Origin of the sequence: Nocardia sp. NPDC019219, assembly GCF_040632645.1 — a bacterium.
Classification (GTDB): Bacteria; Actinomycetota; Actinomycetes; order Mycobacteriales; family Mycobacteriaceae; genus Nocardia; species Nocardia sputorum.
Window position 1 is genome coordinate 127189 of record NZ_JBEYCG010000021.1, and the last position, 12776, is coordinate 139964.

Below are 12776 nucleotides of genomic sequence, written 5' to 3' on the forward strand. Positions count from 1 at the left end.
TCCGTTACAGGTCGCGGTTCGGTCACGGGGCGGAGGTCAGAGGCGGCGCGCGACACTGCGGTCCAGATCCCGGGCCAGCAGGGCGATCGCCGCCTGGGAGATGCCCGCCGAGGTCGCCAGATCGATCGAGGTCAATTGGGCGATGCGGCGCAGGCGGTAGTCGACGGTGTTCGGGTGCACGTAGAGCTGGCGGGCGGTGAGCTGCCGGTTCATGTCGTTGCCGAGATACGCGCGCATGGTGTCGAACAGCTCGGGATGGGCGTCGAGCGGGTCGAGGATGGTCGCGATCCGCCGGGTGGCCGGGCCGCTGCGGGTGAGCTGGTATTCCACCGCCAGATCCGACATCTGGTAGAGACCGGGTGGCCGGACGCCGACGCGCACGAGGTTGAGCAGCTCGTGCGCCTGGTCGGCGGATTCGGGGATCTGATCGGTGTCGGTCGGCACGACGGTCGCGGTGAGCGGGACCTCGGCGGCGTCGGCCAGCAGCTCGAGCGTCGCGGCCGTGAGGGTGGTCTCGGCCTCCTCGCCCAGCGGGATGAGCAGTGTGCCGCCCTTGGCGCTGAGCAGGGCGAGCGCGCGGGAGGCGAACACGGTGGCCAGCTCGGACTGCAGCCGCCGCAACTTGCGGCGTGCCGCGACGTTTCCGTCGACGCGCGGGTCGCGTTCGTCCGGATGCTCCGGAATGGACAGGGCGACAACCTGATAGGACTCCGCGATCGGGATGCCGGTCTGCCGTGCCAGAGCCGAGCTGCCGCGACCGCTGAGCAGCGCCGAGGCGAGCGTCTGCGCCGCCGTCTGGTGCTCCTTGGCGACCAGGTGCTGCTCGTCGACGTAGGCGTCGGACACCGCCGCGGTGATCGCCTCGAGCAGTTCGAGCAGTAGATCGGCGGCGACCAGGACCTCCTCCACGTCGTCGGCCTCGGCCGGCGCGGTGACCAGACCGAAGGCCATGCGCAGCCCTTCGTGGTAGGCGCGCAGGATGGTGCTCAGCGGCACGCCTTCCCGCGCCCAGCGGGCGGCCGCCGCGCGTACCGGGCCGAGCTGGCGTTCGTCCGGCACGGTGCGGCGGTCGAACATCTCGGCGGCGAGGTTCAGGCAGCTGCGGGTGAGTTTCGTGACGTCCCCGCGTAATTGCTCGCCGGGCAGGGTGCGGCAGGGAGCCATGACGTTCTCGAAGTATCCGACCATGTGCGAGGCCACGCTGTCGGTGTTCTGCAGGGGCACCGAAGCCGGCTGTCCGCCGATTTCCAGCACCGGGTCGGACGAGTCGGTGGACAGATCCAACGCGGAGTAGGTCATTACGAGTTCGCTCCCAATGCCACGCCAGGCGTGCGAGATATCGCGCCCGGGTCGATCGATCACTATACGAAAGGGGCGTGTGCAGGGGGAGCGATCTGTGAGATCGTCCGGCACTCGGCGCTTTGCCGCGACCGAGCTGATTCGCGCAGCTGCCGAGGGGGCGAAATGTCGCGGTCCCGTCACTGCGATGAAGGGGATGTGCGCTGCGCCGAATGCTTCTGTGCCGAGCGAAGGGTGGATCTACTCGTCGTCCAGCCCGGCTGACAAGTAGGCGGCGGCCGCCAGCCATTGCCTGCACTGCGGGCCGTGGACCTCGTGCGCGGAGAGAATGTCGCGCGCCTGCCGGTAGGTGAGGCCGCGGGGCTCGACCCCGCAATCGGACATGGCGAACTCCGGTGCCGGGTACTGGCGCAAAGGTTCGGCGCCGCCGCCATCGATGACGGCAACCCGGGGGGAAGTTCGAAATGGCTCGATCATTCGACAACCCCTCGCGTCCGACGTGCGGCGAGGAGGTCGACGTGCTGGCGACGCAAGCTCGAACTCCCTGCGTACCTCCCCGATTTCGAGTTCGAGTCTATGCCTCCGTCGCTTGCAAATGCAAGTACATCTGCACGATCGGCCGCTAGAAAACGCGGCGGCGGTCGCCGGTGCGAGACCGGCGACCGCCGCTGTGCCGCTTGCGGTTTGGTGTCCAGGGGCCTTACGGCTTGCGAGCGACCGCGCCGTAGGCGGAGATCGGCCGGGACTCGCCCACCTCCGCGTCGCCCGCGCGCCACTGCGTGATGGACACGAAGCCCGGCTCCACCAGCTCCAGGCCGTCGAAGACCGCCTTGATCTGCGCTTGCGGGCGGGGGACATAAGGAGTGCCGCCGGTGCCGGTGTAGTTCTCGCACAGGGTGACGTACGCCTTGCTGTCGTCGGTGCCGTCCCACATCACCAGATGGCTGCCCGAGGGCACGGCGTCGAGCACCGTGTGCACGATCCGCAGCAGTTCGTCGTAGCTCTTGGCGTGGCCGAGCACGCCCATGAACATCACGGCGATCGGCTCGTTGAAGTTCAGCACGTGCTTGGCGTCGTTGATGATCCGCTCGGGATCGTGGTAGTCGGCGTCGATGTAGGTGGTGACGCCTTCCGGTGTGGTGGAGGTGAGCAGCGCACGCGCGTGCGTGAGCACCAAGGGGTCGTTGTCCACGTAGACGATCCGGGACTCCGGCGCCACGCTCTGGGCGACCTCGTGGGTGTTCTGCATGGTGGGCAGGCCGGTCCCGATATCGAGGAACTGGCGGATGCCGACCTCGCCGGCGAGGTAGCGCACGGCGCGGATCAGGAACTGGCGCGACTGTACGGCCATGGTGGTGATGTCCGGATCGACTTCGATGCCGGCATCGCCTGCGATGCGGTCGATCTCGTAGTAGTCCTTGCCGCCCATCCAGTAGTTCCAGATGCGCGCGGAGTGGGGGATGTCGGTCCGGATGAGAGGGCTGTGGTCTTCGGGCATGGGGTTGTACTCCTCGGCAAAAATGTGTCCGCGACACTGCCGTGCTGGTGGGTGCGTGGGTGCGTCGCGAATGACTGGTACATCCGATGTGCACTGTGACAGTACAAGATTCACTCGTGTCCAGCGGGCTGGATCGGTGAGCTGATCTCGGTGTTCTCCAGGCGAGGCGGGCGTGTTTCACATCCTCGGCCCGCCGGTCGTGATCGGCGGCCGCACGGAGGGCGAACTTCGTGCTATCGTCCGGTGTTGGTGCAGATGCAAGAACGTTTGAACGTGCATCTGCACGAACCGAATCGCCTAACTGCGGTAACCGAGGAGTGGGGAAGATGTCGGATACATCCACCAACGAGATCGTCGGAACTTGGCGCAAGAGTTCCTTCAGTAATGCGAGCGGCAACTGCGTCGAGGTGGCCGAAACGGCCAACGGCCAGGTAGCAGTGCGTAACTCGCGGGACCCGGAAGGCGGGGTCCTGATCTACACCCGTCCGGAGATCGATGCGTTCGTCCGTGGCGCGAAGGCCGGGGAGTTCGACTATTTGACTAGCTGAGCGGTAACATTGGCGGTCGGTGCGGTGTGTTTCGCAACAGGTGGTTGTGACACACTGTGGGCAACCCCCGGAGTATCGGAGACGAACTCGATGATCGCTGAACCCGATGACGATGGTCATGTGCAATCCGTTGTCGCGGAACGTGGTCCGACCGTGCTACGCATCGCATTGGGCGGCCAGCTGCGCAAGCTCCGGGAGAAGAAGAACATCACCCGCGAGGCGGCAGGCGAGGCGATCCGCGGATCGCACGCCAAGATCAGTCGTCTCGAACTGGGCCGTACCGGCTTCAAAGAACGTGACATCCGCGACCTGCTGACCCTGTACGGCGTCCACGATCCGGAGGAGCGCGAGTCGTTCCTCGAACTGGCCAGGCAGGCCAACGAGCCCGGCTGGTGGCATCGCTACAGCGACTTGCTGCCCCACTGGTTCGGTACTTACCTGGGTCTGGAGCAGGCCGCGAGCAAGATCCGCACCTACGAGTCGCATCTTGTTCCCGGCCTGCTGCAAACACCCGAATACGCCAGGGCCGTCGTGGCGCTCGGGTACGAGGACGGCGACATGGATCGGCGGGTCGCGGTACGTCAGCGCAGGCAGGAGATCCTCTTCCGCCCGGACCCGCCGGTGGTCTGGGCGGTGCTCGACGAAGCCGCGCTGGTGCGGCCCGTCGGCGGCCCGCAGGTGCATCGAGAGCAGATGCTGCACCTGGTCCGGCTGGCGAAGCTCCCGAACGTGACGATCCAGGTGCTGCCGTTCACCGCGGGTGAGCACGCCGCGGCGGGGAGTTCTTTCAGCATCCTGCGCTTCGCCGAGCAGGAACTGCCGGACATCGTGTACCTCGAACAATTGACCAGCGCGCTGTATCTCGAGCGGAGGCAGGATCTGGCGCTGTACCTGTCGGTGATGGACCGGCTCAGCGTGCAGGCCGAGCGTCCGGAAAAGTCGATCGAGATCATGCAGAAGTACGCCGACGGGCACTGAGATCGCGTGATACGAACCGAGCGGCCCCCTCCGATATCGGAGGGGGCCGCTCGGTTTACTTTGCTGTCTAATCGCTCGGCGGCGGGTAACCGCCGGAAATACTGGTTTTCCGGTCGGCGCCCGACGTCGGCGGCATGGTGGTGGCTGTCCACCGGCGTCGGATGACGCGGAGAATGTGCTCGTGGCACAAAGTGTTAAGTGACCCCGCCGGACTCGGACGGCGGGACGGTCTACTGCTTGATGAAACTGGAGGCGATTCGCCAGAATGTAGCGGGTTGCAATGCCTCGAAATCCCAGTCGTCGGCCATCGCGTGCGCGGTGGTGACGATCCGGTCGATATCGAAATCGTGCCGAGTGGCCGCCCCGGTGGATTCGACGGCATCGATGACGTATGCCACGGCGGTTTCCCGGGAATATTCGGTATCGGTGTGGCCGCTGTGGGCCGGTAATGTGCTCATATGTCTACCGTTCGCTGGCTGGTCGGCCAGTGCGGTGTCGGTTGATCCGAACCGACCGCCGGTAAGTGGATGTTCCATTCGAACGCCCCTGCTTTGTCTGGCGGCGGCAAACCCATGGCGGCTTCGGCCTTCGGCTCGCCCACGCGGCCTCCCCTGGTGGTCCCCTGTAAAGCGTTGCGGGACCGAGTTTATGCCGCTGTACCTTTCACATGCAAGCACATCTGCACGATCGATTGCACGTGCGCAGGCCGTATTTCGCGGCCGGAAGTTTGCGGATGCGGTGCCCGCCGCGGGATATTCAGTCGCGGCCGAAGAGAACGTCCGTGCTGTAGTCGATCTGTGTACCGGGCTCGACGAATTGGTCCGCCGCGGCCCGCCAGGCGAGGAAATGTTCGGTGAAACGATGCGCTTCCGCCGCCTCGTCGTCGGTGTAGAGCTGGTACAGGAAGAAGCGGTGCGGGTCCACCCGATCTGCGCAGACGTCGAAGCGCAGACAGCCGGGCTCGGTCCGTACGGAGGCGTCGGCGCTGCGGGATATGGCCGCCAGGAACTCGGCGCGGGAGCCGGGGCGGATCTTCATCGAGACGATTCGACTGAACACGGTTGTTCTCCCATCGTGACCGTTGCGGTCGATCGGCAAGGGTGGTAACGGGCTGCGCGGCGCCTCAGTCGGCCAGTTGCGCAATTGCCTGGCTAATCGGGGTGTGACCCGAAACAAGTTCGAGGGTCTGCCCGGAGGTGTGCACGGCGGGCAGCAGTCCGGCCAGTACCGCCGCGACATCGGCGCGGGGGACATCGCTGCGCCCGACCGGGGGCGGGGCGAGCGTCACCAGCCCGGTGCCAGGGGAGTCGATCAGCCGGCCGGGCCGCAGGATGGTCCAGTCGAGATCCCGGCTCCGCACGTCGTTTTCGGCTTGCGTCTTGGCGTCGATATACGCGGCCCACACCTCGTCGGTACCGGGAGCGGGGGGCCGGCCTGCGCCCATCGTGGAGATCTGCAAGAAGCGGCGCACCCCGGTTCGCTCCGCCGTCTCGGCCAGCCGGACGGAGCCGCCCAGGTCGACGGTGTATTTGCGGTCGGCACCGCTGCCCTGCCCGGCGCCCGCGGCGAAAATCGCCGCGTCGCAGCCTTTTACCACGTCCGCCACTTCGTCGGCGCCCGCATTCTCCAGATCGCACAGCACCGGCTCGGCACCGGTGGCGCGCACGTCGTCCGCGTGCTCGGGATTGCGGATCAGGGCGGCGACCTCGTGGCCGCTCCCGGTGAGCGAGGGGGCCAGCAGCAAGGCGATCTTCCCATGTCCGCCTGCGATGACGACGCGCATGGATCGCTCCTTCCGGTCGGGGCGGCGCCCGCGCTCAGCGCTCGGGGCCGCCGGGATTACAGCGCGCCTCGACGGTGGCCTGGTAGCCGACCGCAGGGCGCCACGGTTCCAGGTTCCAGCTCGGCTTGTCCGGCTGGACCAGCCGCGCCCACGCCCAATGGCAGACGAACTGATCGCGCATGCCGGGAGCCTCGGCGTCCGCCGACCGGTCGACGACCTCCTGCCACGCCCGTTCGTCCGAGCCGGGAAAGGTGGTCCGCCGACCGGCCTGCGTGGGAAAGACGAGCAGTCGCGGCCCGTCGATCGTCTCGGTCCAGGTGACGTGATCGATCAGCGGCTGCCCCGCGTAGGGGTCGACGGACGGGATGGCGGCCAGTGGCGTGGAGACCGGCGACAGCGCCGCGCTGGAGGTCGTGGTCGTCGGGCCCGCCGGAGGCCCGGACGCGTCGGCTCCGCAGGCGACCGTCGCGGGTAGCAGGCCGGCCGCGAGCAGAACGGCCGCGCGCCGCCGGGTGCGGAGGCCCTGCGGGTACCGCTGCGCCACGGTCGAACCTCCTGTGTTCTCCTCGGCACCGCTTTCCGGCGTGCTCATCCGAGCCTAGCGAGCCCGCGCCGCCGCGGCGAGGTTCCCCCCGGCGAGGCCACCGATTGTGGTGGCTTGCCGGTGGGGCCCGGGGTGGGGATAGTCGGTCGGTGCGATGTGGACGGATCATGGTGGGGGCGGCAGGCGTCGTGGTCTCGGTGACGGTCGCCTTGGCCGGGCCCGCGGGCGCCCGGGTGGGCGAAGCGCCCGGCACCGTGACGGATCTGATGGAGCTGGCGGGGCGGCTGCATGTGGAGGGGGCCACGACCGCCGAACGGCTGACGTATTGGTCGCGTGGCCCGCGCGGGCCGATGCAGAGCACCGGGGTGCTGTACCTGCCCGAAGGCACTCCGCCGGAGGGCGGTTGGCCGATCGTCGCCTACGCGCACGGCACCTCCGGGATCGCCGACGAATGCGCGTTCACGCTGCGACCACGGGACTACTACCTGACATCGGTGTACCCGGACCTGCTGCGCGCCGGATACGCGGTCGTGATCTCCGACTATGTCGGACTCGGCACCCCCGGCGTGCATCCCTATCTGGACGGCCCCGCCCAGGCCCGCAGCATCATCGACGGCGTGCGCGCCGCGCGGGCGGTCGCCCCCACACTGGGTACGCGCTGGGCGGTGTTCGGTCAGTCGCAGGGTGGGCACGCGGCGTTGTTCACTGCCCACCTCGCACCCGGCGACGCCCCGGAACTCGATCTGCGCGGTGCTGCCGCGACCGGCACGCCGTCGAATCTGGACGCGGTGTTCCCGCTGGCCGGCCCCTGGTTGCCGCGGCTGCCGTTGCAGAAGACGACGACTTACTTCGCCATGCTGCTGGCCGGATTGCGGGCCGGCGCGCCCGAGCTGGACATCGACAGCTATCTGACGCCGGTGGGCCGGGACGTGCTGCGCGTCGTGGAGCAGGACTGCGCCACCGAGGCGGACGCCCAGGTGTCCGGGATCGGCATCGGCGCCATGCTGTCGCGGCCGCTGGACGACCCCGCCCTGCTGGCCGCGGTGCGCGCGATGTTGAAGGTGCCGACGAGCGGCTACACCGTGCCGCTGTATCTCGGTCAAGGCCTCACCGATCTGGAAGTGCCCGCGCCCCTGACGCTCGAGCTGATCGCGGAACTGCGCTCCTCCGGCACCGATCTGCGGGTGGGCTGGTATCCCGGCGATCATCTGGGTGCGGCGCGGGAAGCGTTCCCCGACGCGCTCGCGTTCCTCCAGGCTGTGCTCGACCGGCCCTGAGTCCGCTCACTCAGCGCCAGAGCGATCGGCACGGTAGCCTGCGCAGGCCGGGACGAACCTGGCCGTCGACGGTGACGGTGAGCCCGGCGTGGGCAGCGGCCGAGGTGAACTCCCATGCCTCGGTCCTGGTCGCCGCGTATTCGAGGACCAGCGCGTCCTCGGGGGTGGGACCGTCGAAGTAGACGGTGATCCGCTGGTTCGGCGGATCCAGGATGTCGTCGCGGTCGGCGAGTCTGCGCGCAGTGCCGTCCATGCCACCGTCTCCTTCCTGCCGGTGCGGCAGCCGCGCCGGTAGGTCTGACGGTAAGGGGCCGCCACTGCTGAGAACATGTTCCAGGTTATCGGCTGGAAATGTCACAGAACGGACCTCGCGCCGTGGGGTACAGTCACCAGCCGAGGCGCACGGCCGGCACCGTCCGGGCGCTCGAAAGTTGTGAATTGTCAACATGTTCGCGGCGGGCGGTGTTCCGGTGCGGTGATGTTGCCGAGGATGAGCACAGCGTTGAATGATTCAGGAGGCACACGTCGATGAGTCAGGGCCCACGTTCGTTGGGTAGGGGAGTGGGGCGACGACGTCTCGCACGTGCGATCGGAGCGATGGCCGCGGGCCTGGTGCTGGTCGCGAGCATGGCCGGCGCGGCGGTCGGCACGCCGTTGTACCCCGAGCCCGATCCGGATCCCTTCTATGCGACACCCGCGGATATCGCCGACCGCAAACCCGGCGACGTCATCGCGACCAAGGTGATGCCGCCGCTGGCGATCTTCCCGGAGACCACGGTGACCGTCATCCGGTTCCGGTCGACGAGTTCGGAGGGGAAACCGATCGCGGCCACCACCACGGTGCTGACGCCGAAGGCGCATCGCGCCGACGGCCCGCTGCTGTCGTTCCAGCACATCATCAACGGGCTCGGCTCGGAGTGCTCGGTCTCTCGGGTGCTCTACACCGGTGATCCGAATCTGGTCGTGCGGGAAGCGCCCGGCTGGAACGTCCTGCTGGCCCGCGGCTGGAGCGTCGCGCTGCCCGACCACCTCGGCCCGAACTTCGCCTACGGCGCCGCGAAACTCGGCGGGCAGATCACGCTCGACGGGATCCGCGCGGTGAAGCAGGTCGCAGAACTCGGTGTGCAGCGCAGCCCGGTGGCGATGGTCGGATACTCCGGCGGCGGAATGGCCACCGCGTGGGCGGCGGCTCTGCAGCCGAAGTACGCGCCGGAACTCGACATCGCGGGCGCGGCCATGGGCGGCGTGCCGATGAACCTGGTGAAGATGCTCGAGGGACTGGGGTTGAATCCGCATCCGGTGTTCGGTCTGGCGTTCGCCGCCGGATTCGGGCTGGAGCGGGAGTATCCGACTCGGTTCCCGCTGAGCGATCAACTGAACGAGCGGGGTCTGGCCGCTCGCGCGCAGATCGCCAACAGCTGCACCAACGACATCCTCGCCACGGGAGCGGGCCGCGGCGCGCTGGACTTCGCCAAGACCACCTCGATGATCAACGACGACACCGCGCGCGCCGTGGTCGAGGAGAACAGCCTCGAACTCTACGACGGCGTGCCGAAGACACCGGTGTTCGAATGGCACTCGCCGATCGACGGCCTCATCCCGATCGACGCGGTGGTCAACACCGACAAGCGGTGGTGTGCCGCGGGCGCCAGGGTGCAGACCGAGGAGATCCCGGTTCCGGACCATTTGACCGCGGCGGTGCTCGGCATTCCCGCGGCACTGAACTGGCTGGACGCCCGTTTCCGAGGGGAGCCCGCGCCGAGCAACTGCTGAGCGACGATACGCGGACGGCCGAACCGGGACCCGTTGTCCGGATACGGGTCTCGGTCCGGTTGTTGCGATATGGATACACGACAACACAACTCGGACGCTTTACTGCGTCCAGTCCGGGGCGCTGACGTAGCCTGACGTCCTGGCTCCCGGTCTGACAGGGGACATTTCGGGGGTCGAGGCCAGTGCGCCCGGGTGCCAGACGACGTTGCCGTTCCGCACCCGAAGGCGTGTGCCATGAGAATCTCGCCTGCCATTGCTGTGGCATTGCTCGCCGCCGGCTCCGTGCTGGCCGTCCCCGCCGCCGCGGAGCCACCGCCCGCCCCGCCGCCGGCCGGCGTGTCCGGCGTCTTCCCGCCCGGCGGACTGTTGCCCGGGCTGCAACAACTCATCGATCAGGTGATCCCGCCGCCGCCGATCGCGCCGCTGCCGGAGCCGGCTTTCCCCGCGCACGAGGCGACCACGCTGTCGCCGTCGCTGGCGGCGCTGCGCACGGCCACGCTGCCCGCGCCCGCCGGCGACCCGATGTTCGACCTATGGCCCGCGAATCTCGGCGAACTGGCCGCGGGTGAGGTCATCGAGGTCCGCGACGTGCGCCCGACCGCAGCGCCGTTGATGCTGCTGCCCATCGAGCGCGCGCTGCTGGTGAAGTACCGGACGACGGATGCCCACGGTGCGCCGTCGTACGCCACTGCGACGCTGATCGTTCCCGCCGCACCATGGCCGGGGCCAGGGCAGCGGCCGGTGGTGGTGAACAACCTACCCATCGACGCCCTCGGCCGTACCTGCACGCCGGGATACACCCTCGCGCACGGCCTCAACCCCGACACCAGCACCACCGACTTCCTGCCGCCCACGACGCACGTGGCGGCGCTGCGCGGTTACGCCGTGCTGATCCCGGACCACGAGGGCCCTTCGATGGCCTACGCCGAACCGATCGTGGCCGGACACGCCGTGCTCGACTCGATCCGGGCGGTGCGCGCCCTGCTGCCGGAGGAGTTCGGCGCCGCGCGGTTCGGGCTCGCGGGATACTCCGGCGGCGCGATCGCCACCCACGGGGCGGTGAAGCTGATCGACGGCTACGCACCGGAATTGACGGACGTGATCGTCGGCGCCGCGCTGGGCGGCGTGCCCGCCGACTTCGAGATCCTGGCGCGCAGCATGAACGGCAACCTCGCCTCGGCGATATTCATGGGCGCGGTGTTCGGGATCGGACGCGAGCGGCCGGAGATCCTGGCCGGGATGAACAATCTGGCCCAGTGGGTGGCCACGTCGCCGGTGAAGAACATGTGCGGCAGCAGCTTCGGAGCGATCGGCGTGCTGATGCTCCCGATCGACATCGCCGCGAATTTCCCCGATCCGCTGCATTCCGCGCTGGCCGCGGACATCTATCGGGTGACCAAGATGGCCGGCATGAGGTCGGCCACGTCGCTGTTCATCTACAACGGGGAACAGGAGTTCTGGATCCCGGCCGAGGGCGCGCGCAATCTCTACCGGGAGCAGTGCAGGCTAGGGGTGCCCGCGGTGTACCGCAGTGTGCTCGGTGAGCACATCATCGCCGGTGCGCTCGGTTATCCGGACGCCATGATCTGGCTGGACGACCGGCTGCGGGGATTCCAGGCGCCCGACGAGTGCTGACCAGGGGACGGCGCCGGAACGGATCCGGTAACGCGGTGTGCCTGCGTTCGCGATCAAGACGGTGTCCCCTTCGGACCGTATGCCCAGAGTTGGCGAGGGCCTTCCCGCGGCGTGGTCGTGGCTTCGGTACGGTGGGCCGGTCCGGGCGGGTGACGCCCGTATTGCGAGAGAGGCACATGAACGACATCACCACCACCGCGTCCGAGCAAGCCAAGGCGCTGGTGGGACGGCATTACCGCCTGACCGATTCGTACGAGGTCGGGCGCGAGAAGATCCGGGAATTCGCGCGAGCGCTGCAGGACGGTCATCCGGCGCACCGGTACGAGGACGCGGCCGCGGGACTCGGCTTCGACGGGCTCGTCGCGCCGCTGACGTTCTCCTCCATCGTCTTGATGTTGGTGCAGCGCAAGATGTTCGAGTCCGTGCTCACCGGCTACGACCTCGGCCAGGTGCTGCAGACCGAGCAGTCGATCCAGGTGCACCGGCCGATCGTCGCCGGCGACGAGGTGCGGTGCGACTCGTACATCGAGTCGTTCCGGCAGTTCGGTGACAAGGATTTCATGGTCACCAGGAACGTGCTGAGCAACCAGTACAAGGAAGTGCTGCAGACCGCGCACACCACGGCGGTGGCGCAGACCGGGGTCGATCTCGCCGCCGATCTGCGTGCGGCGGTCGAGGGCGTGATCATGACCGGGCAGTCGGCCGCTGACCGCACCGACGCGGCGGCCGCGCGCGAGGCCGGTGACGACGGCGGATTGGTCGAGAGCTTCGACGAGGAATTGCGGCCGGACACATCGGACGAGCCCCGAACACCCCGCACCGCTCCCGCTTTCGAGGACTTGTCCGTCGGCATGGAGATCACCCCGCGCACGGTGCTGCTCTCCCGTGGTGATCTGGTGAACTATGCCGGTGTGTCGGGCGATTCGAATCCGATCCACTTCAGCGACGTGGTCGCGCGCAGCGCCGGATTGCCCGACGTGGTGTCGCACGGACTGCTGACGATGGGTCTCGGCGCCGGGTATCTCAGCTCATGGCTCGGTGATCCGGCCGCCGTCACCCGGTACGGGGTGCGGTTCGCCGGGTTCGCCCCGGTGCCGGCCACCAAGGCGAGCGAGATCGAATTCCGGGGCCGGGTCAAGCAATTGGATCCGGATCGCCGCGCCGCGACCATCGCGTTGACGGCGACCTGCGGGGAGCGCAAGCTGTTCGGTCGCGCGACGGCGGACGTACTGCTGCGCTGAAGCGAGCGCCGCTCACGGCGCGAACGGTGCCCCGCCGTCGGCGACCCCTCGTCGCCGGGAGGTTCCCGCGACTGCGGCTTTCGCTTGCGTCGCGGGGCGTTTCGCGGTCGATCCCGGAGCCGCGTACCGCCAGGCGCGGTGCGCCGATCCGTCCTGAACCGCGTCGTTTCGCGCGACGGCCGTCCTGTGCTCGAAAGAGC

General features: G+C 68.3%; 14 protein-coding genes. 6 read left to right on the plus strand and 8 right to left on the minus strand.

The window, feature by feature from the left end; all coding sequences use genetic code 11:
- Nucleotides 1–36 precede the first annotated feature (36 nt).
- The 3 genes from ABZ552_RS30645 to ABZ552_RS30655 form a co-directional block, all read right to left on the minus strand.
- Nucleotides 37–1299: a helix-turn-helix domain-containing protein gene (locus tag ABZ552_RS30645; protein WP_281873456.1), complete on the minus strand. Its 1263-nt coding sequence runs from the start codon at nt 1297–1299 to the stop codon at nt 37–39.
- A 240-nt stretch (nt 1300–1539) separates the two neighbouring features.
- Entirely contained in the window at nt 1540–1776 is a 237-nt protein-coding gene (locus ABZ552_RS30650; RefSeq protein WP_281873454.1) for a hypothetical protein, read from the minus strand.
- Between the two features lie 223 nt (nt 1777–1999).
- Entirely contained in the window at nt 2000–2797 is a 798-nt protein-coding gene (locus ABZ552_RS30655) for an SAM-dependent methyltransferase (protein ID WP_281873452.1), read from the minus strand.
- Between the two features lie 326 nt (nt 2798–3123).
- Between ABZ552_RS30655 and ABZ552_RS30660 the strand changes: the two genes are divergently transcribed.
- Nucleotides 3124–3345 carry a DUF397 domain-containing protein gene (locus ABZ552_RS30660; RefSeq protein WP_063019990.1) on the plus strand — a complete coding sequence of 74 codons (222 nt, stop codon included), beginning with the start codon at nt 3124–3126 and terminating at the stop codon, nt 3343–3345.
- 90 nt (nt 3346–3435) lie between these two features.
- Nucleotides 3436–4323, plus strand: coding sequence for a helix-turn-helix transcriptional regulator (locus ABZ552_RS30665; RefSeq protein ID WP_281918739.1), 888 nt, complete (start codon nt 3436–3438; stop codon nt 4321–4323).
- Nucleotides 4324–4553: 230 nt separating this feature from the next.
- Here the strand turns inward: ABZ552_RS30665 and ABZ552_RS30670 are convergent, their stop codons facing one another.
- The 4 genes from ABZ552_RS30670 to ABZ552_RS30685 all read right to left on the minus strand — a co-directional run bounded on the left by ABZ552_RS30670 (nt 4554) and on the right by ABZ552_RS30685 (nt 6650).
- Nucleotides 4554–4781 carry a hypothetical protein gene (locus ABZ552_RS30670; protein ID WP_281873447.1) on the minus strand — a complete coding sequence of 76 codons (228 nt, stop codon included), beginning with the start codon at nt 4779–4781 and terminating at the stop codon, nt 4554–4556.
- A 298-nt stretch (nt 4782–5079) separates the two neighbouring features.
- Nucleotides 5080–5382, minus strand: a complete 303-nt coding sequence (locus tag ABZ552_RS30675; RefSeq protein ID WP_281918738.1) for a putative quinol monooxygenase — start codon at nt 5380–5382, stop codon at nt 5080–5082.
- Nucleotides 5383–5446: 64 nt separating this feature from the next.
- Nucleotides 5447–6106, minus strand: coding sequence for an SDR family oxidoreductase (locus ABZ552_RS30680; RefSeq protein WP_281918737.1), 660 nt, complete (start codon nt 6104–6106; stop codon nt 5447–5449).
- A 34-nt stretch (nt 6107–6140) separates the two neighbouring features.
- Complete coding sequence (locus ABZ552_RS30685; RefSeq protein ID WP_281873446.1) at nt 6141–6650, minus strand: DUF2599 domain-containing protein; 510 nt, start codon at nt 6648–6650, stop codon at nt 6141–6143.
- 167 nt (nt 6651–6817) lie between these two features.
- Between ABZ552_RS30685 and ABZ552_RS30690 the strand changes: the two genes are divergently transcribed.
- A complete protein-coding gene (locus tag ABZ552_RS30690; protein WP_281918735.1) occupies nt 6818–7927 on the plus strand; it encodes a lipase family protein in 1110 nt (369 codons plus the stop codon).
- A gap of 10 nt (nt 7928–7937) precedes the next feature.
- Here ABZ552_RS30690 and ABZ552_RS30695 read toward each other — a convergent pair whose 3' ends face one another.
- A complete protein-coding gene (locus ABZ552_RS30695; protein ID WP_159849641.1) occupies nt 7938–8180 on the minus strand; it encodes a hypothetical protein in 243 nt (80 codons plus the stop codon).
- A gap of 344 nt (nt 8181–8524) precedes the next feature.
- On the opposite strand from ABZ552_RS30695, the gene ABZ552_RS30700 reads away from it, so the two are divergent.
- The 3 genes from ABZ552_RS30700 to ABZ552_RS30710 all read left to right on the plus strand — a co-directional run bounded on the left by ABZ552_RS30700 (nt 8525) and on the right by ABZ552_RS30710 (nt 12576).
- Nucleotides 8525–9700 carry a lipase family protein gene (locus tag ABZ552_RS30700; protein ID WP_281873442.1) on the plus strand — a complete coding sequence of 392 codons (1176 nt, stop codon included), beginning with the start codon at nt 8525–8527 and terminating at the stop codon, nt 9698–9700.
- Between the two features lie 234 nt (nt 9701–9934).
- A complete protein-coding gene (locus tag ABZ552_RS30705) occupies nt 9935–11335 on the plus strand; it encodes a lipase family protein (protein WP_357441448.1) in 1401 nt (466 codons plus the stop codon).
- Nucleotides 11336–11511: 176 nt separating this feature from the next.
- Nucleotides 11512–12576, plus strand: coding sequence for a fused (3R)-hydroxyacyl-ACP dehydratase subunits HadA/HadB (locus ABZ552_RS30710; RefSeq protein ID WP_281873439.1), 1065 nt, complete (start codon nt 11512–11514; stop codon nt 12574–12576).
- Nucleotides 12577–12776: the final 200 nt, after the last annotated feature.